This is a genomic window from Paenibacillus sp. tmac-D7 (assembly GCF_006519665.1).
In the GTDB taxonomy this organism is placed as follows: Bacteria; Bacillota; Bacilli; order Paenibacillales; family NBRC-103111; genus Paenibacillus_G; species Paenibacillus_G validus.
On the sequence record NZ_VIDW01000055.1, the window covers coordinates 1 to 19,860 of the forward strand.

A 19,860-nucleotide genomic window follows, 5' to 3' on the forward strand; every position below is an offset into this window, starting at 1 on the left:
CAAACAAGGCGACCGCTTCACGTTCATGACGTGAAACGGTCGCCTTGTTTGGATTTAGAACGGATACTTGCGGTAAGTTTGTTGGACCGAGACCCATTTGGTAACGGTAAACTCCTCTACAATCCACGGATTCCCAAACCGGCCTAAACCGCTTGCTTTGTTGCCTCCGAATGGAATCGTCGGGCTGTCATTCACGGTTTGGTCGTTAACATGCGTCATGCCGCTGTCGATTTGCAGGGCCAGCTCTTCTCCCTTTGCCAAATCACTCGTAAAGATGGCCGAGCTTAAGCCGTATTCCGTATCGTTCGCCATCCGGATGGCTTCTTCGTCCGTATCGGCTCTAATCATCGTTGCGATAGGCGCGAACAGCTCGGTTTGGGCAAGTTTGCTGGAGTTGCTCACTTCCGTAAATACATAGGGCGTCAGTACGTTGCCGATACGTTCCCCTTCCAGGGCAACCTTCGCCCCTTCACGTTTGGCTTCTTCAATAACGTTGATCGCTTTTTCAAGCTGCCGCTCATTAATGAGAGGACCGATAACGGTCTTGGGATCTCTTGGGTCGCCATAAGGAATTGCCTTGGCCCGTTCGACAAACTTCTGCACAAATTCCTCATATTTATCCTTGTGGATAATAAACCGGTTAATAATCATGCAAATTTGTCCTTGATGAATGAACTTCCCGAAGACAGCCGCATCCACCGCGCGATCGACGTCGGCATCGGACAACACCACAAACGGACTGTTTCCTCCAAGCTCAAGTGCGACACGCTTTAAGTTTCTGCCGGCGATTTCACCAATGTGTCTTCCCACCGCCGTCGAGCCTGTGAAACTGATCAATTGGGCGTGCGGATTCGTTAACATGCCGTCTCCAATTTCCGTTATATCCGTTAAAATAACATTCAATACGCCTGCAGGCAGCCCGGCATGCTCGAATGCCTTGGCGATGATAGAGCCTCCGGTTAAGCCCACTTGAATATCGGGTTTGTGTACGACGCTGTTCCCCAAGGCAATAGCCGGTGCAATGGTTCTCATCGATAAGTTCAACGGGAAGTTGAAAGGTGAAATCGATGCGATAACGCCTAGAGGCAGCCGATGAATATGATTGACCTTTCCTTCGATCGCAGCAGGAACTTCTCTCACCTTATAAATTTCGTCCGCAAAATGAATGGCTTCCTCTAGCACTTCCAAAGCAAGATGGTGCTCCACGTTCGCTTTTAAGACGCTTCCTCCCGTTTCGCGAACAATGACATCCACGATCGCTTCACGGTCCGCTTTTAAATATTCGGCTGCCTTATGCAGGATCTCTTTCCTTTCATCCGCAGAAGTTTGGGCCCATTCCCTCTGCGCTTTCTTCGCCGTTTCAAACGCTTCTTGAAGCTGCGCTGCTGTCGCTAAACGAACGGAAGCAACAGTTGAACCATCGTATGGATTTAATATATCGTAAGTTCGGTCACTCCTGCCTTCTGTCCATTGGCCGTTAATAAAACTCCGGTTTAACTCTTCATAACGTGTCATTTGCGATTACTCCCCTCATCTAAGAACTTCGACTTGTTTGGAATAGGTGGTTTCCAGCATGCGGATGAGATGACTGAGCAGCGTGTTGTAGGGAACTGCAATGCCGTATTGCGCCGCTTTATCCGCAATCGCCCCGTTGAGAAAGGCGATTTCCGTTTCTCGTTTGGCCAGCACATCCTGCAGCATCGATGTAAGATGCTCGCCCGACATTTCCGGCGTAAGCACACTTTGCACCGATGTATAAATGTCCTCCCTATCGATATCGACGTTTTCCGCTTTCGCCACAGCAACGACCTCATCTATGATGCCATAGGCGAGCCGGTCAAACTTCTCATAACGGCCGATATCCAATGTCTTCAATCGGGTTAGTGCGGCAAGAGGGTTATATACTGCGTTAAAAGCGACTTTTTTCCAAATAATTTTCATAACGTCCGGTTCGATTTTTACATGCAGACCGCTCTTGTTCAGCCTATCGCAAATCAATAGAAACTCTTCGGTGATTTGTCCGTCTACGCGCATCATGCTGGTTTCCCCTGAACCAAGCGCACGAATCACTCCGGGCGCGACCAGCTCGGTACCGAAATTGGTAACGCCGGCAATCACACGTTCTCGAGGGACATGAGCGGTAATGGCTTCCACATTGCCCAACCCATTTTGCAAAGTCAGCACCTGGGTGTGCGGTCCGATGATAGGCAGCGTATTGACGATAACGGTTTTCGTATGCATCGCTTTGGTGAATATAATCACGAGATCGGCGACTCCGACTGTGGCAGGATCTGTTGTGGCCTGCAGCGGAAATGCAGACGTTCCGCCCTCATGGATCACGCGCAGGCCGTTGTTCCGGATTTCTTCCACATGCTCGCGCCAGTTGTCCACCAAGGTCACGGATTGCCCGGACTCATACAGCATCGAGCCAAAGCGGCATCCCATTGCGCCTGCGCCTGCAATTACAATTTTCATTCCAGCACCTCTCTTGCCCCTATAACTCAATCACGTACAATTATTCACCCATGACGCTTATTTTCTCAATTTCTCCAGCTCGCTGAACAGCTCTTTCACCAGATCTTCGCCGACATCCTTCGAAAATTTATCAATGAGAGGCTTCGTCACTTCCTGCATTTTGGCTACTTCTTCAGCCGGCATTTCATTGACCTGCATGCCTTTGCTCTTTAAATTTTCCAACGTTTTCTTAGCCATGGACCGATTGGTTTCCCGCTGGAATTTCGTCGATTCGGCAACGGCATCCTGTATAATCTTCTTCTCCTCATCCGATAATTGATCCCAGTACTTCTTGCTGACAAGAAATACGAACGGAGCATACAGATGATTCGTGATGCTTAAATACTTTTGCACTTCATACAGCTTGTGCGATTCAATAACGGCTAATGAATTTTCCTGTCCGTCAATCGCTTTGCTCTCCAAGGCTGCGAATACTTCAGCGAATACCATAGGCGTCGGATTGGAGCCCCAGGTTTTAAAGGCTTCCAAATGAATTTGGTTCGGCAATGTGCGAATCTTTAAGCCCTTTAAATCGTCGGCCTTTTGAATCGGATGCTTGCTGTTGGTGATGCTGCGGAACCCGTTTTCCCAGTACGCAAGCCCGACCAGATTATGCGCCGGTAATTTATCGAGCAATTTTTTGCCGATAGGCCCGTCCATGATGGCATCGGCTTCTTTCTCATTCTTGAAAACTAACGGGAAATCGAAAATGCCAAATTCTTTGATCGTTCCGAATACCGGCGGCGTGGTGATTACGGCTATTTCTTGCAGACCGCCCTGCAACGCCTCCATCATTTTCTTATCATCGCCAAGCGTTCCGTCATTGAATTTCTGAATTTTCATTTTTCCGCCGCTGTTTTTTTCGACGATTTCGGCGAATTTATCCAGCCCCATCGCTTGCGGATGGCCTTTAGGGCTAACAATCCCGGCCTTCATGACACGCGATTGGATGTTCTTGGTTCCGGCGGTTTGGCTTGAAGCGGGCGTTGATGACCCGTTCGCCCCGCTATTTCCACTGCTGCCGCAAGCTGTAAGAACAAACAAGCAGGACACAATCGAACCGACAACTACATTTCTCCCCCACTTTTTCACAGCAACCCCTCATTTCATCAGTTTTTTTAGGAAGTCATCCATTGCAGCGGAACGGTAACCAAAGACGGGAACAGGATCAATAAAAGCAGAATCAGCACTTCAACGAGCAAGAAAGGCCAAATCCCCTTCATGATATCTTCCATTTCGATTTTCCCTACACCGCATGCAACGTTTAATACGGCCCCTACCGGCGGAGTCAGCAAACCAATGCAATTGTTGAGCACGAAGAGAATCCCGAAATAAACCGGGTCAATTCCGGCCATTTCAATAATCGGCATCAGAACCGGCGTCAAAATGAGAATGGTAGGCGTTAAATCCATAGCTGTTCCAACCAGTAAAACCAATAAGTTAATCAACAGGAGCAGCACCAGCTTGTTTTCAACAAACGGACCCAGTAAATCCGTGATAAGAGCCGGGATATCGGCTACCGTAATCAGCCATGCCGACACCATGGATGCGGCAACCAGGAACATGACCACACTCGTCGTTTTGGCGGAAGTCACGAGGATATGGTACAAATTTTCGATTTTCAATTCACGGTAGATGACCAGGCCGACAAATAAGGCGTAAAATGCGGCGACGACCGCTGCCTCGGTTGGGGTGAACACTCCGCCGCGCAGCCCTCCGATAATGATAAGCGGCAGCAGGAGCGCCCAAAAGGCTTGTTTCGTCGCCTGCCATTTTTCCTTGAAGGAGCTGCGGGGCAGCACGTCGACATTATCTTTGCGAACGATAATGGTCCAGGTAATGACCAGCCCTACGGCAATCAGAATCCCCGGGACTATGCCCGCCAGAAAGAGCTTGGTAATCGATACGCCGCTCGTAACCCCGAAGATGATCAGCGGAATGCTCGGCGGGATAATCGGCGCGATAATCCCGCCCGCTGCAATCAAACCGGTCGAACGGTTTCTGTCGTAACCGGCCTTTACCATCATCGGGATCAATATCGCGCCAAGCGCGGCTGTATCCGCCAAAGCCGATCCGGATAAACCGGCAAATATGACACTGCCGATGATGGCTACATAGCCTAACCCCCCTCGAATATGTCCGACAAAAGACAAGGCGGAATTGATAATACGATTCGAAATTCCCCCCGCATTCATCAATTCACCCGCGAGGATAAAGAAGGGGACGGCCATGAGCGGGAAGCTGTTCGCCCCGTCAAACAAATTCTGGGCAATGATTTGGCTGTCAAACATGCCCAGAAGGAGCATTAAAGCGACACCGCTGATCAATAAGGCAAACGCGATGGGCATGCCTACAGCCATAGCCCCCAGCAGCGAACCAAGGAAGATGGTAATGGTCATGATCGGTTTCCTCCCGGTAGACTCTGTCCCTGATCATAAATTCCCCCGAGCATTTCTTCTTCCGATTCCTTCAGGCGAGTAAGCTCATGAATCGCATCTTTTTGAAAAAACGCCTGGTACAAATGAACAAGAACAACAATGGCCATCGCCACGCTCATGATCATACCGACACCGTATAAATAGATCATAGGCAATCCGGTAGCAGGAGCTTTACTGTCCTGGTTGAGCAGGGCCATTTTCCAGCTGCCTTCAAAAATCAGCCACAATGCAAAGAGAATCAACACATTGCTTATGGTGTACACGATCTTCTTTCCCGTGGGCGGCAGCTTCTTGACCAGCATCTCTACCCCGAGGTGCTGCTTATCCTTCAGCGCCCCGATTGAACCCAGAAATATCATCCACACAAACAAGAAGCGCGACATTTCCTCAGACCATGTAATTCCTGAATTAAACGCATAGCGCAATACCACATTGCCAAAAACCAGGAAGCACATGAACGCCAGCGAAAGCGCAATCATAATATTCAAGGAGTTATTTAACAACTTGGATATATTTTTCATCGAGTTCCCTCCATAGGGTCGTTACACGAGTGCCATGGATCCTAATTCGTGCTCTGCTTGGAAACCTGAGGCAAACGTACATCAAGTACAGCGGATCGACCTTCTCTTACGATTTGCAAAGCGCTCACGATCGCTTCCATCAATTCGCCAGGTTTTTCAACGACTCTCGCATAAGCCCCGCCTGCCGCTTCAGCTACTTTAGCCAATTCGGCCGTTGGATCGAAATTGACCCAAAATTGATCCGTCTGACTGGCAATTCCTTGTGGATGGACGCCGAGCGTAGACATTCGGGGCGCTCCCCATCCATGATTGTTATAAATGACGGTCAGAAACGGCGTATTGTATTTTTTGGAAACCCAGTGAACGGGTGTCGGATTGCTGAAAATATAAGAGCCGTCTCCCGTAAGACTGACGATAGTTTGATCAGGAGCCGCCAGCTTGGCGCCGATCGCTCCTCCGCCATGCCATCCTAAAGAGCTTGCGCCGCTTCCAAAAATCGTACCGGGTTTCGTGCGGGGCAAATGCTTGCTGACGGTCTCATAATTCGTAATGGTTTCAAACAGTACAATCGTATCCTCGTCAATGGCTTCCCGAATGCACGCTGTCAAATACTCCGGAGTAATGACGGAGCTGTCGCTCAGCTGCTCCAGACGGTTCCATTCTTCCCGCTGCCGGTTATGAATCTCCGTAAATTGTTGATAACGCTCCTGTACGGCTTTGTCATCGATCTGGTCGCGTACCGTATCCAAATAGGCGTTCAATTGCTGCAGGGCCACAAAAGAATCGGCTTTATAAGATCTTTTGGACGGGATATACCACAAAGGCGTTTTCTCTTTCAACGGATCGATATCGATGTAGTAAATCGTGCAATCCTTGGACGGTTTATTATGAAGCGGCATCCAAGGCACATCACTGTCCAGAACAAGGATCAGATCAGCCTCGGCAAGAATCGGGTTTTGGCCCGGCTTGTTCCATTGATAGCCGACCTGCAACGGATGATCTCCAGGAAAGTTCAAATAATAGGGCGCCGACTCCAGTACCGGGATGGCCAATCGCTCGCTAAATTTCACAAGTTCATCAACCGCTTCCGGATTTCTTCCTAAATAGGTAGTTATGATAAGCGGTTTTTTCGCTTTCAGCAGATCGTTCGCGATTTCGGAAACCATAGCGGGGTGAATCGCGCTCGGGGACAACGGTTCCCATTCACTTCGACGGCTGGAAATCGGTTGGGTCTCTTCCTCCAGCACTTCACGCGGGGCCACTAAATAAACCGGTCCTTTCGGATCGCTTTCCGCTATTTGTATCGCCCTGTGGACAAGCTGCTTCACATTTTTCCCCGTGCGAATTTCATTATCGTATTTCATGTACTGCCTTACAATGCCGCGTTGATCAAACACGTCTTGAATCCAATGAATATGTTCATTCCGGCTTCCGACAAGCTCGCCTTCCTGGGTATAGGGGGATGCCCCGGCAAAAATAAGGACGGGTACTCTTCCTTTCGCCGCATTATGCACGGCTCCGCCAAGATTTTGTGTACCGCATTCCACGTGGACAAACACCGCCTGCGGTTTTCCGCTAATTTGCGCATAAGTATGTGCGGCACTCAATGCGACGAACTCGTGCGGGCAGATAATGATGCGGGGATAGTCCTTGTTTTGCAATTGAGCCTGCGCCCATTCTTCGATAATTGCAGGGTGATCGCTCCCTAAATTCGCAAAAATGCAAGATACGCCGGCCTCGTGAAGCGCTTCCATAAATGCGGTAGCCGTGGTATATTTTTTATTTAAGCCGGTTTCTACACGATCCGCCAGTACATTCGCTGCCGGAGATGGGTTGCCTGTAATCGATTGTGACATGTTGAAGCTCCTCTCAATTGGCTTATTCTTTCATTAATAAAGCGGTTACAAAAAGCCATTTCTTTTGTTGCCCCTGACATGTATGATAGCATTTGACTCCTTGTTTTAAAACTATAGTTTTCTTCTATATTAAACAAATGCGAAATAATTCAGCTTCGACTTTACCAGATGTGCATGATGAAGGAGGAAATGACGATGAAGTCTCCAGAAGACGAACGGCTCAGCTCTGTGCAAAACGCAATACGACTGCTGAATGTATTTTCGGTGGAGGAAGCGGAGCTCGGGATTAGCGAGCTATCGGACAAACTCGGAATCGCCAAGAGCACCGTTCACCGTTTGGTCACGACATTGGCAAGCGAAGGCTTTATCGCCAAGGACAAGAATACGAATCAGTATCGTCTCGGCATCTCGATTCTGGCATTAAGCAATGTCCTCACATCGACGATGCCCGTCCATCAAGCGGCCTTACCTGTCTTGCACGAATTGGGAAAGAAGACGAAGGAGTCTGTCCTTTTCGGTATTTTTCGGGGGGATGAAGTGATCTTTCTCAATCGTATCGTGGGCGGCCTGGACTTCATTCCCGCGCTTTCCGAGATCGGCAGCAGGGTCCCAGCCCACTGCACCAGCTCGGGCCAAGTTTTTCTGGCCTATCAGCCGAAAGAAGTCGTAGACCGTATTATAAACAAGGGATTAAAGCGCTACACAAAAACAACCATAACGGAGGCCCATCTGATGCATGCGTTACTGCGCAAGGTCAGGGAACAAGGATATGCCGTAAGCGTAGGGGAGCTGCACGAGGGAATAACCTCGATTGCCGCTCCGATCCGGAATGCCAAGGGGCAAGTCGTCGCAACCGTGAGCATGCCCGGACCAGCCCAGCGCATCACGCCGGACAACATACCGTTACTGACCAAACACGTGCTGCAGGCAGCCAAAGAAATATCCCTGCGCTACCAGCAGCTTAAATAAACGCCGGCGACTTCGTGTAACTCGTTGAATGATGATTCGATTCCTTACATCAACTACATGCATATAGGAGTCCTGTTTGTTCATGTATTATTTCTAAACAAAAAAAGAAGCGCAGCCATACGCCTCTTTGAACTGGTAAAGTCTAATGGAAAAACTTTTTTGACGATTCATAAAGTTCCATTTCTGTTGCACTATTCATATTGCGATTGGTGCCTTAATACTTGGTAAAGGATCATAGCCAATGAATTCAAAATCTTCGAATTGGTAATCCAGAATGGAATCAGGCTTCCTTTTGATGTGCAGCGTGGGCAGTGGTCTGGGTTCCCTTGTTAGTTGAAGCTTGACTTGTTCAATATGATTTAGGTAGATGTGTACGTCGCCACCCGTCCAGATCAAATCTCCGACTTCCAAATCACACTGCTGTGCAACCATATGCGTTAATAAGGCATATGACGCCAAATTAAAGGGAAGCCCCAAAAAAGTATCAACCGATCTCATTTGGAACATGCAGGATAGTCGGCCATTTGCAACATAGAATTGAAACGCATAGTGACAAGGCGGTAATGCCATGTTCTCCACTTCTGCAACGTTCCATGCACTAACCAAGTGTCTGCGAGAATCGGGATTAGTCTTTATTTGATGAATCAACTTTGAGATCTGATCCATAACTTGACCGTTTGGCGCTTGCCACGTTCTCCACTGAGCGCCATAGACTCGACCGAGATTTCCTTCTTCGTCAGCCCATTCGTCCCATATCGTCACACCATGGTCACGTAAATACTTTACATTCGTACTTCCGCTTAAAAACCACAACAGTTCATGAACGATGGATTTGATATGAAGCTTCTTTGTAGTCAGGATCGGGAAGCCTTCTTTAAGATTCATTCGCATCTGTCTACCAAAAACGGAAATCGTCCCTGTACCCGTGCGATCATCCTTCTTTATTCCATGATCTAAAACATCCCTAAGAAGATCTAAATAAGCTTTCATTATTCACCTCATAAGATAGAACTTTGCGCCGTGACGAAGGCATTTAATTTTCCCTTGATCAAGTCCCTCTATTTTTTCAAAAGTCGTTCTGTCCACCTCACTACCATCTCTTATTATATTCATAATCTCTGAAACTTGAAAGCCAGCTCCGATTAATTCTGCTCGGAATGTTCGAATCAATTGTGAAGAGCTGACATCCTATTGTAAGCTTCGACTTCTGTTACGGAATCTATCATGATACCTGTGCGTTCTTTTTGATATGGGAGCGATTCCTTGGCGTTTGTGTCCGCAATAACGGACGACTTTTCGATGGTTCAACTCTTAAGCAGGCTCCACCCTGGACAACGCCATACAACCGGCCACAATCAGGACGCCTCCTGCTATTGTGACAATGCCCGGAACTTCGCCCCAAAACAGAAAGCCCCGCATCGCATTATAGACAATCCCGATATAGCGGGTGACCTCCACGACAACGGCTTTCTCATGGGTGAACGCTTTGGTTAAATACAGCTGCAGCCAGCATCGCGCTCAAAACACCGACAAAAGCGTAAACCGAGTAGCTGGAGTAGTCGAACGGCTTGACCAACAACAGCGCGCCGATGAATATGATCGGTAAAATCAGCGCGATCTTCCCTGATATGTTCTCCTTCAGGAAAATGGCCGACATGATGATGACAAAGATCGGCGACAAATGCGCCAATATGCTGGCGTCCGTAAGCGGGATTTTGGAAATGGTATAAAAATAGGCAATTAAATAAAGCGCGCCAAGCACGCCCCGCAAGACGAGCATAGAAATCCCGCGCCTTGAGAAAGCAACCTCGCTATGGCGCATCATGAGCCAGATTATGACCGTGCCGATCAACCCTCGGAAGAAGGCAACCTCCGATGAAGGAATCGTAGAACTGACTTCTTTAACCAGTGCATTCATCACGCTAAAAATAAGGGAAGATAGCATTGCAAAAATGACGCCGTTTTTCATTTACCCTCGACCAAGATTTTATTTTACCGGTTAACCGGCAGCGGAAATCAACAAACGCGTGTAGGCGTGCCGGTCTTCGCTAGTGATCTGATCGCTTTGGAACCGGTCCACAATTTGTCCCTCTTTCATCACGATGATCCGGTTGCTGATCATTCGAACAGCCGTTATATCGTGAGAAATGAACAAATAGGACATCCCGAGCTTAACCTGCAGGCTTTTCAGCAGCTTCAGGATTTGGGCTTGCACCGATACGTCCAGACTGGAGGTCGGTTCATCGCAAATGAGCAGCTTCGGGTTCAAACTGATTCCGCGTGCGATCGCGACGCGCTGTCTCTGCCCGCCGCTCAGCTCATGCGGATATCGCTCCACATAATCCCGATGCAGACCGACCATCTCCAGCAGCTTGGCGGCTGTCTCTCTTCGGGATTTCCTCGTATCGGCGAGGAACGGAGGAATCACGCTGGGGAAATTATCGAGCGGCTCCATGACGGAACGCCAGATGGGAAGCCGCCCGTTCAGCGATGCGGTGGGATCCTGGAAGACAACCTGAATATGCTGTCTCATTGTGCGTAACGCTTTGCCTTTCAATCCTGTGAGGGACACACCCTGAAACCTGATATCCCCCTCGTCCGGCCGTTCCAGAGCAAGCAAAAGCCGCCCTAGCGTGCTCTTCCCGCTGCCGCTTTCGCCAACGATGCCAAGACATTCTCCTTCTCGGATATGCAGCGAAACGCCTTGCAAAGCGGCAATCTTACCGCCGTTATCCGAGTATGTTTTGCTGATCCCCTCGACGCTCATCAGTTCATTCATACCGGTCCCCCTCCTGTCCGGTGCATGGACTCAAATAGGTGTTCATCGTCTTCCAGGTCGAAGTCCGGCGGAATTTCCGAAAGAAGCGGCTTCGCATTCAATAACATTCGCGTGTACGGATGCTTGGCGCGTCCATGAATCGCCGACGACGCCCCCCTTTCGACGATCATGCCGCTGCGCATGACCGCAACGTTATCCGCCCGCTTCATGACGTGATGCAAATCGTGCGAGATGAACAGAACGGCGCAGCCGATCTGACGCTGCATCCGGTCAAGCAGATCGAGAACTCGTTCACCCGTCAGCACATCAAGCGCAGTAGTCGGTTCATCCGCGATCAGAAGCTCAGGCTGAAGCATCATGCCCGCTGCCAATGCGGCCCGCTGAAGCTGCCCGCCGCTCAATTGGAACGGATAGCTGTCAAACGCGCGTTCCGCCGGCAGGCCAACCTGCTCGAGACATGCCAGGGCCGCCGCTTTCGCCTGCTTATACGATTGTTTGCGATGCGTGCGAAGCGTCTCCACCAACTGGCTCCCCATTTTCATAAAGGGCGTGAAGCTTCCCTGATAGTCTTGAAATACGTACCCGATATGACTGCCGCACAGTTTTCTCCGCTTTGGGGTCGGCCACTGCACAATGTCTTCGCCCTGAAACAAAATCTGTCCGGCCGCCACATGCATGGATTTCGGCAGTAACCCCAGGATGGCTCCGGCCGTCACACTTTTCCCGCTGCCGCTTTCCCCAACCAGAGCGACCGTTTCCCCCGGATGGATATCAAACGATATATCCTGAATGATGGAATCGACACCGGTTTTATGTCTAATCTGGACGGTCAACCCGTTCAATTGCAGGACGGGATTTGTCGGGGAAACCGGCGCTTCGAAAGATTGCAAGCTTCTGTCCTCTTCCCTGACGCCGCTTGCTTGGCGTTCAAGCAGCTGCATATGCCGCCTCCTTCCCGTTTGTTAAGCCAAAAACTATTGGCCGCGAACATCAAGGATGTCCCTCAGCCCTTCTCCGATCAAATTCAGGGAAATGACGACCAGCATAATCGCGACGCCCGGATAGATCATCAGTTGAGGGGCCGTCTGAAAATATGTGCGTCCATCGTTCAACATAGCCCCCCATTCCGGTGACGGAGGCTGGGCGCCCAGGCCCAGGTAGGACAACCCGGAAATGACCAAAATGGTTTTGCCGATATCCAATGCCGCAAAAACCAGAACCGGCGGAATGATTTGCGGCAGCAAATGCCGTCTCAGGATCGTCCACATGCTGCAACCGGCGACGCGAGCCGCCCATACATATTCCTTCTCCCGCTCGGATAGTACGATACTTCTAACCACTCTTGCGTACCCGATCCAGTTGATCAGCACGATGGCTATAATCATGTTTTGGAGATTGGGGCCCAGAAACCCGGATATGGCGATGACCAGCATAAAGTCTGGCAGAACGCTCATCCCGTCGACGATCCGCATCAGGAGGGCATCGACGCGGCCGCCGATATAACCGGATAATAATCCTGACGGAATGCCGATCAGCATCACCATCACGATGATAAGCGCCGAGATGCCAAGCGTCGTTTCCGCTCCCGTCACGAGTCTGGTGAAGAGGCATCTGCCCAACTGGTCCGTGCCGAGAGGGTATTCCCAGCTGGGCGGAAGGAGCCGCTCCGACATGTTTACGGTGACCGGATCGTTCGCAATAAGAAAAGGACCCGCCAGCGTTAAGATCAGCATGGCAAGCAAAATGCTCATGCCGGTCACAACCATCGGATTGCGCAGCATGCTTCCGAATACCGTGGGACGGGCATGCCGAGTGAATGGAACCGCTGCAGAACCAGAACCGTTCATGCCGTTCCCCCCTTGTGCAGGCGAATCCGGGGATCAAGGATGCCATAGATCAGGTCGACGACCAGATTTATGATAATAATAAAGGCTCCGCACAGCATCAGATATCCCTGAACCAACGGATAATCCCGCTGGAATATGGCTTCAACCGCCATACTTCCCAAGCCTGGCCAAGAGAACAAGGTCTCGATGACAACCGAGCCTGCAACCAAACTGCCGAAAGTCATGCCAAATACCGTCAATACCGGGATGAGGGCTGCACGCAGCGCATGCCGGAAAAATATACGCCACTCCGAAATGCCTCTTGCCCGCCCCGCGCGTATATATTCCTGGGACAAGCTGTCGAGCATGCCGGAGCGCAGCAAGCGCGCATGTACCGCCGCCAATCCGAAACCAATCGAGACGGAAGGAAGAACGAATTCACGCCAGCCGCCGTGTCCCATTGTGGGGAACCATTGCAGTTTGAAGGCAAAGATATAAATCATGATGAGACCAACCCAGAATAGCGGCATGGAAGCGCCAATAAGCGCAAATATTCGTCCCAATTGATCGGGAAGACCGCCCGGAAATTTCGCAGCCAGCATGCCGAGAGGCACGGCAAGGAGGAGCATGACCGCTAAACCGCCCATCGTTAGCTGCACGGTTGCGGGGAGACGATCCGCCATTTCGTCCAAAACCGGCTTCCCCTTAATTAACGAATCTCCAAAATCAAGCCTGAGCAAATTAGACATCCATTCCAAATATTGCACGTATATAGGCCGGTTGAGGCCGAGCTCCTCCCGGAGCGCGGCTTCATCGGCTTGCGTTACATGAACTTCGTCCGCCCGTAATAACCGAAGGACAGGATCCCCGGGCGCGAGCTTCATCAAGGAAAACGTCACCAGCGATAATATAAACAGGACGACAACCAATTGCAGCAATCGCGCTTTGACCAGTCTCAGCACATTACTTCACATCCATCTTATGGGTCACGATATAGTACTCTTCCGCACCCGGCTTCCAGTCGGTAATTCGCTTGTTGAGGCCCACGATGACATTGGGATAAACCGCATAAGCATGCGGAACTTCTTCCTTGATAATGGCTAATGCTTCCTGCGTGATTTCGTTGCGCTGTTGCACATCGCTAGTCGCGTTAAGACGTGTAATAACCGCAGTCAACTTCTCAATGCTGATATTCCCCGCATTCAGCGATCCCCCCGGCATCAATGCCGAGTTCAGGAAATAGCCCCCGTCGCCGCGGGGTGCGGACAAGTTGCTGTAGGTAACCATATCCCAATTCTTGTTCTCGCGTAAAAAGGTGTCGATGTTCTCCACGGTTTGAATGTTGATCGTAACCCCGGCTTTCCCCGCATCCGACTGCAGCAGCTGCGCGATAAGCGGCAATTCGGGACGAGCTTTGTAAGTCACGATTTCCAGCGTCAGCGGCTTGCCGTCCTTCGCCAGCTTCCCGTTAGCTCCCGCGGTGTACCCCGCTTCTTCCAACAGCTTCTTCGCTCCCTCTATATCCAGCTTCTGGACCGGATCTTGGCTGCCAAAAGGAAGACGTGTGTTGAAAGGTCCGTTGGCCGGTGTAGCATTCCCGAGCATGATGTCTTTGGCGATGCTTTCACGGTTCAGCAGCATGTCCAGCGCCTTGCGGACCTTTACATCCTTCACGGCTTCCCGACTCGGGTTGAAGAGCAGGAAATGGACGCGAAGTCCTGCTATCGTTTCGACGGTTAAGGCACTGTCCTTTTGTACGGAAGCAACGCTTTCGGCCGGAATCTGGGTGGCAATATCGGCTTCCTTCGACTGCAGCGCCAGCGCTCTGACATTACCGTCCTCATTGAACTTAAATGCGACTTCGTTCAACTTGGCAGCCCCAGCCCAGTAACCGTCGTAACGTTCTAATAAAATCTCCACATTCGGCGTAAATTTCTTCACCTTAAAGGGTCCCGTACCGACCGGGGCCGCGTTGAAGGCTTGCGTTCCCAGTTTCTTCTCGGCTTCCACACTAATAATGGCCGAGTAAGGATTGATCAATTCCGAGAGTAGGGCAGGATGCGGCTCACTTGTCACAAGGGTCAATTCCTGCCCGGCCGCTGTCATGGAAGCGATCTTCAGCGCGCCTTTCAGCGACTTGCTCGCAGCGATTGAACGTTCCAGCGATGCCTTGACGGCTGTCGCATCCAATTTCAGTCCGTCTTGGAACGATACGCCGTCGCGAATGGTGAACTTCCAGGTCTTATTGTCCTTGGTTTCCCACTTTGTCGCCAGCCATGGCTGAACCTCCAGCTTCTCGTCCAGACGGACCAGCGTTTCAACAACCCCTGCCTTCAACACAATATAGTCTTTGGCAGGATCAAGACTGCTGCTTTTAAAATGATAAATCAGCGTTGCTTGTTTAACTTTGTCAGATGCGTTCCCAGCCTTACCGCCGCTATCTGAAGCCGGTTGGGCATTCCCGGGAAGCTGCTCCTTCTGGCTGCAGCCGGCCAGCGCGATAACAATAACTAGCAAGCATGCATGCAGAAGAACAAGTGTGCGTTTGGAATTGAACATCCATGTACTCAAGAACGGTTTCTTCCTTTCTATGCTATCGTTCTCATTCTGGTTTTATGTCGACACAAACCTCATTATAAACGTAATTATTACTATTTGTAAATGTAAATATTACTATTAGTAACAATGAGTACAGGACCGATTATTTTTTATTGTACCGGTTCAGAAGACGTACGCGCCCGAGCTGCTTCTCGTTATTTGTCCATACCAAGAAAAAAACACCCGGCTAAACGATGGCCAGGTGTCTCGCTAATATCGGGATTGAAGTTATTCACATTCCGTTGCAGCAGGCTGCCGCTCATTCCAGTTTTGCAGCGAACCCTTGATGTTCGCTTCCTTCTTCTCCCCAAAATATTCGAAGGAAATATAGTGTGGGTACCCCCGTCGTTCAAGCTCCTTAATCAGCGTCCGATTATCAATGTCGCCTTCAAAAATAGGTACCGGGGTGCTCTTGTACCAGTTCGAATGATCCCATTTGTAGTTTTTCAAATGCACATGCTTTACCAAAGGATATAAAATGGGCAATGCATCCATTTGATCAATCCGTTCCACATTCAGGTTGGCTCCGTCAAAAACGAGCTGCAGCCGGGGGTGATCCACTTCCCGAATCAGCGTTTGCACGGATTCTGTGTTGTCGGCGAACGTATCATAATGAACTTCCACGGCGATATCGATTTCATATTGATCGGCCATGGACATGACTTTCTTCACGTCGCGCACGATTTGCCCCCATTGCTCCGGCGACGCGCGTCGCGATGAGATGTGCCCTACAAACGTACGAATCAAGGGGCACTTCAGCTGCCTGGCCACATCAAGCAAGCGGTTCATGGCTTTGAACTCCTGCTTCAAATCCTTCTCGCCTGAAAACCCGCCCGAGAACGTGGTGTATCCGCTAATAGCGGGAACCTCGAGTCCGTACTCCTGCAATCGGGCGTATAATTTATCCAACGGGCCATGTTCCTCCTGGTACCTTTCAATATGCCCCATCCACAGCTCGATCCCATCAAACCCAAGCGGATGCGCCCACTCCAACACTTTTTCGATGGGCCAATCTTTAAATCCCGAAGTGCATACGCTTATCTTCAAGCGGATTCCTCCTCCTGATATTCATGTCTTCATAAACGGAATCGTCCGATTCATGCTTCCCTAACCTCGATGCTCAATTGGTTAAGCACGGCGTTTCTCATCACATCGCTCGGCGCCTGCTGACCCGTCCATAATCGGAAAGACAAAGCCCCTTGATGAACAAGCATGCCTACGCCCCGATGCACATTAGCGCCGATTTTTTGCGCCTCCTTAATCAAGGCCGTCTCGTAGGGATTGTATATGATATCGCTTACGGTCAATCCCGGATGCAGCAGTGACGGAGCCAGAGGCATATGGTTCACATGAGGGTACATCCCTACCGGAGTTGCATTGATCAATAAATCGATGTCGGCCAGCCCTCTCTTCTCCATAACCGTATCCGTTACCGCTTCGGCCTCCACCCGCAAGGCCAACTGCTTCGCCAAGCTGTGCGAGCAGTCGGGCCGCGGGTCGAAAATATGCAGCCGTCCGACTCCCGCACGCGCCAGCGCGGCCGTAACGGAGCGCGCAGCTCCTCCTGCCCCGAGCACAAGCACATTCAACCCGGATACATCGATGCCGCAATCTTCCTGTAACGACTGAATATATCCGGTTCCATCCGTATTAAATCCGATCAGGCGGCCCCGGTCTAAGGAGATGGTGTTTACAGCGCCGATATCGCGCGCCAAGTCGTCAACCTCATCGAGCAGCTCCATAACCGCAACTTTATGCGGAATCGTGACGTTAACTCCCCGGAATCCAAGCGCTTTAATTCCGGAAATCGCGTCTTTTAACTCATTCGGCGGAACCGGGAAAGACACGTACTGATAAGGTAAGCCCAAAGCTTGATACGCCGCATTTTGCATAACCGCAGACATGGAGTGCTCGACGGGATACCCTAATAGCCCTGTCCATTTGGTTTGATTGCTCGTCATGACATCACTGTTCCTTTTTCTAATGCTCACCCTTGCATAAGCTGCGGTATTCGCTTGCCGTCATGCCTTCATGCTTGCGAAAAATTTTATTGAAATAAGAAGGATTATAGCCCACCTGCTTGGCGATATCATGAATCTTCCAATCCGTGGATCTGAGCAGTTCTTTCGATTTGTCGATTCTAACCTTGGTCAAAAAATCGATAAACGTCGTCCCGACAATTTGCTTAAAGCCCTTGCTTAAGCGGACGGGGTGAATGCCCAGCTGATCCGCGCATACTTCCAACGAGATATCGTTCATATAACATGTATCAATCGTATCAATCGCACTTTTTACGAAAGACTTTAATTGTGAATCCTGCGTTTCCGAATATTCCTTGGCGAAGGGCGCGAGCACTTTATCGTTGAACCATACGTGGATTTCATCCTGCTCCCGCTTTTTGACCAGTTGCTCGAATAAATTTTCTCCCTTGTAAAGATGATGAGGATTAAACCCGATCTGAATGATCGTCTGAAGTATACTGCCCAACAAATATAACGCCGACTGTAAAAGAGCAAACTCGGTCGTCCGATGGTCCCTCATATCTTCGAAAAATTGACCGATGAGTCTGCCCGCTTCCTCCCCGTCTCCGCGGCGAACCGCAGAATGAATCTCCTTTTCAAGTTGAAACGGATAATAGGAGGCATTGGTCATGGGAGGCAGGAATTCATCCATGTCCAGTACCTGATTGTTTTCCTCCAAAGTACGAAATGGCAGCGTTTGTCTGACTTCCTGCAGCACGTTCGGAATTTCACCGATCAAATCGGTCGATTTCCCGATGCTGATGATCACATTCAATTTCAAAAGCGCATTCAGCGTCGCGGTGATTTCATCGGCTAATTTAAACAGCTCGCTCTTGAATTGGCGCCAATGCTTCTCCGCCGGAAAAGCAACCATCAGTCCGATCGTTAAATCCTGAAAGTTAATGACGGCAGGAGCATCCAATTTACTGCAGGCTAATTCTTCGATAATGTTGGCTGCGGCAAACGTAATCAGTTGTCTATCCTTTTCCAGAAAATTGCCCGGAGAGTTAAAGAAGCCAACCAGTTGTACAACCATGATGGAAAAGCATTTCTCATCGACGTTCCAGCCGAAGTCAATCATGCGATCCCGCAGTTCTTTTTCTGTAAACGAATACAAATGCCCTTGAACGAGCTGCAATAAGAAGCCTTCTCTTAGCATGGACGACTGCTCTTCGATACGGAATTGCAAGTAATGGCTTTCGTGTATCAGCTGCTGCCACTGGTTCTTGATGAAAGAAAACTCGTCCGCTTCTCCGCCGTGCTTCCCGGAACCGGTTTCCCGGAACATGTTGACCAGATGATGAATCGGGCTGTATAGGCGCACCGAGCCGAACCAGGACAGAAAAATGGCGGTCGCAATGCCGACCCCGCTTACAACCAGGATCATTCTCGACATTAAAAGCACGGGAGCGATTAATTGGGAAACCGGTGTAGCCGTAATATAAATCCAGGTGGAATTCGCTCTGGAAAACTTCCCGTAGGAAACCGAATAATCTTCCTTGTTCCACTTCAGAATAAACGAATCGGCCTCCGTACTTCGCTTGAGCACTTCGTTGCCTAAAAAAACGGCCTGATCGCTTGGCGCTTGCACACCGTCCATTCCCGTCGTTACCCATTCTCCGTTTTCCTTGATAATAAAGGAGGACCCTTTCTTATCAACGGTCAGTTCACTGACCATATCATTGAATTTGGACTCGTTTAAAGTAATGATGAGCGCACCGAATCTGGGCAATGCATGGACTAAAGACAAGGATGTGCCCGCTTTGCGGATGGCTGCTTTCGTCCATAGAATAGACCGGTTATCCTGCAGCAACGTATGATAGATGTGGTTGTTTTCCTCGGTCAGCTGTATGATTCCTTCGTCCTCGGAAACGAGCAAACGCTGCCCGTCCACATACAGATAAACCTGATCGATCAACGTGCTTGAACCTTTAATAATCGATAATGACTTGTAGAGCTCTTGCGTGACCAGGAATTGCTTGTAGAAATCGATATCTTTGAGTTTTTCGTCAAACTGCGGATTGAGCGCCCATTGGGAAGCGGTCAGCTCGATATGCGCAAGCTGTTCTTCAATTCGTTCCCGATCCTTCTCCAGCTGACTCCGATGGGTTTGCATCAATTCGTTCTCGATTTGCTCGGTGCCGATAAAGTAAAAGCTTAGACCGATCAAGGCGGCCGGGAAACAAGTGATGATAAGGATAATGATCAATATTTTTTTGTACAAATTGCCTTTACGCATCGCAACACTTTTGTATGACGTCATCCTGTTAATGAGTCTATGCACTATGCTTCGTCTCCATTGGTTTGTTAGAAAAGCTGAAGTCTGCTGCCGCTTGGA

Annotated in this window: 18 protein-coding genes; 1 reads left to right on the top strand and 17 read right to left on the bottom strand. The window is 49.9% G+C overall.

The window, feature by feature from the left end:
• Positions 1-54: 54 nt before the first annotated feature.
• Genes FKP33_RS23645 through FKP33_RS23670 form a run of 6 tightly spaced genes read right to left on the bottom strand, consistent with a single transcriptional unit; the run spans position 55 to position 7,329 of the window.
• Entirely contained in the window at positions 55-1,515 is a 1,461-nt protein-coding gene (locus FKP33_RS23645; protein WP_054797994.1) for an aldehyde dehydrogenase family protein, read from the bottom strand.
• A gap of 15 nt (positions 1,516-1,530) precedes the next feature.
• A complete protein-coding gene (locus FKP33_RS23650) occupies positions 1,531-2,475 on the bottom strand; it encodes a ketopantoate reductase family protein (protein WP_141336521.1) in 945 nt (314 codons plus the stop codon).
• A gap of 57 nt (positions 2,476-2,532) precedes the next feature.
• On the bottom strand, positions 2,533-3,606 hold the full coding sequence (locus tag FKP33_RS23655) for a TRAP transporter substrate-binding protein (RefSeq protein WP_236595781.1): 1,074 nt from the start codon (positions 3,604-3,606) through the stop codon (positions 2,533-2,535).
• 26 nt (positions 3,607-3,632) lie between these two features.
• Positions 3,633-4,913 carry a TRAP transporter large permease gene (locus tag FKP33_RS23660; RefSeq protein WP_141336522.1) on the bottom strand — a complete coding sequence of 427 codons (1,281 nt, stop codon included), beginning with the start codon at positions 4,911-4,913 and terminating at the stop codon, positions 3,633-3,635.
• Positions 4,910-5,473 carry a TRAP transporter small permease gene (locus FKP33_RS23665; protein WP_127608777.1) on the bottom strand — a complete coding sequence of 188 codons (564 nt, stop codon included), beginning with the start codon at positions 5,471-5,473 and terminating at the stop codon, positions 4,910-4,912. The genes FKP33_RS23660 and FKP33_RS23665 overlap by 4 nt, the downstream gene beginning before the upstream one ends.
• Positions 5,474-5,514: 41 nt before the next feature.
• Complete coding sequence (locus FKP33_RS23670) at positions 5,515-7,329, bottom strand: thiamine pyrophosphate-requiring protein (protein WP_141336523.1); 1,815 nt, start codon at positions 7,327-7,329, stop codon at positions 5,515-5,517.
• Positions 7,330-7,524: 195 nt separating this feature from the next.
• On the opposite strand from FKP33_RS23670, the gene FKP33_RS23675 reads away from it, so the two are divergent.
• Positions 7,525-8,298 carry an IclR family transcriptional regulator gene (locus tag FKP33_RS23675; RefSeq protein ID WP_164751888.1) on the top strand — a complete coding sequence of 258 codons (774 nt, stop codon included), beginning with the start codon at positions 7,525-7,527 and terminating at the stop codon, positions 8,296-8,298.
• A 195-nt stretch (positions 8,299-8,493) separates the two neighbouring features.
• Here the strand turns inward: FKP33_RS23675 and thyA are convergent, their stop codons facing one another.
• From thyA to FKP33_RS23725, 11 genes are all read right to left on the bottom strand, one after another.
• A complete protein-coding gene (thyA, locus tag FKP33_RS23680) occupies positions 8,494-9,288 on the bottom strand; it encodes a thymidylate synthase (RefSeq protein ID WP_141336524.1) in 795 nt (264 codons plus the stop codon).
• Positions 9,289-9,609: 321 nt separating this feature from the next.
• Positions 9,610-9,756, bottom strand: coding sequence for a hypothetical protein (locus FKP33_RS28000; RefSeq protein ID WP_280531822.1), 147 nt, complete (start codon positions 9,754-9,756; stop codon positions 9,610-9,612).
• 13 nt (positions 9,757-9,769) lie between these two features.
• Positions 9,770-10,267 carry a DMT family transporter gene (locus FKP33_RS23685; protein WP_306439393.1) on the bottom strand — a complete coding sequence of 166 codons (498 nt, stop codon included), beginning with the start codon at positions 10,265-10,267 and terminating at the stop codon, positions 9,770-9,772.
• A 30-nt stretch (positions 10,268-10,297) separates the two neighbouring features.
• Entirely contained in the window at positions 10,298-11,077 is a 780-nt protein-coding gene (locus tag FKP33_RS23690; RefSeq protein ID WP_141336525.1) for an ABC transporter ATP-binding protein, read from the bottom strand.
• A complete protein-coding gene (locus FKP33_RS23695; protein ID WP_181410259.1) occupies positions 11,074-12,018 on the bottom strand; it encodes an ATP-binding cassette domain-containing protein in 945 nt (314 codons plus the stop codon). Before FKP33_RS23695 ends, FKP33_RS23690 begins: the two co-directional genes overlap by 4 nt.
• Before the next feature lie 33 nt (positions 12,019-12,051).
• A complete protein-coding gene (nikC, locus tag FKP33_RS23700) occupies positions 12,052-12,843 on the bottom strand; it encodes a nickel transporter permease (RefSeq protein WP_372814054.1) in 792 nt (263 codons plus the stop codon).
• A 77-nt stretch (positions 12,844-12,920) separates the two neighbouring features.
• Positions 12,921-13,865, bottom strand: coding sequence for a nickel ABC transporter permease (gene nikB / locus FKP33_RS23705; protein ID WP_141336527.1), 945 nt, complete (start codon positions 13,863-13,865; stop codon positions 12,921-12,923).
• Position 13,866: 1 nt separating this feature from the next.
• The gene (nikA, locus tag FKP33_RS23710) at positions 13,867-15,474 is read right to left on the bottom strand and encodes a nickel ABC transporter substrate-binding protein (protein WP_258313540.1); all 1,608 of its coding nucleotides are present in this window, start codon (positions 15,472-15,474) and stop codon (positions 13,867-13,869) included.
• 255 nt (positions 15,475-15,729) lie between these two features.
• Positions 15,730-16,548 (bottom strand): sugar phosphate isomerase/epimerase family protein, encoded by an 819-nt coding sequence (locus FKP33_RS23715; protein ID WP_127608785.1) that lies wholly within the window; start codon positions 16,546-16,548, stop codon positions 15,730-15,732.
• 50 nt (positions 16,549-16,598) lie between these two features.
• Positions 16,599-17,462, bottom strand: a complete 864-nt coding sequence (locus tag FKP33_RS23720) for a shikimate dehydrogenase (RefSeq protein WP_127608786.1) — start codon at positions 17,460-17,462, stop codon at positions 16,599-16,601.
• Positions 17,463-17,481: 19 nt separating this feature from the next.
• On the bottom strand, positions 17,482-19,806 hold the full coding sequence (locus FKP33_RS23725; protein ID WP_155615070.1) for a helix-turn-helix domain-containing protein: 2,325 nt from the start codon (positions 19,804-19,806) through the stop codon (positions 17,482-17,484).
• Positions 19,807-19,860 lie beyond the last annotated feature (54 nt).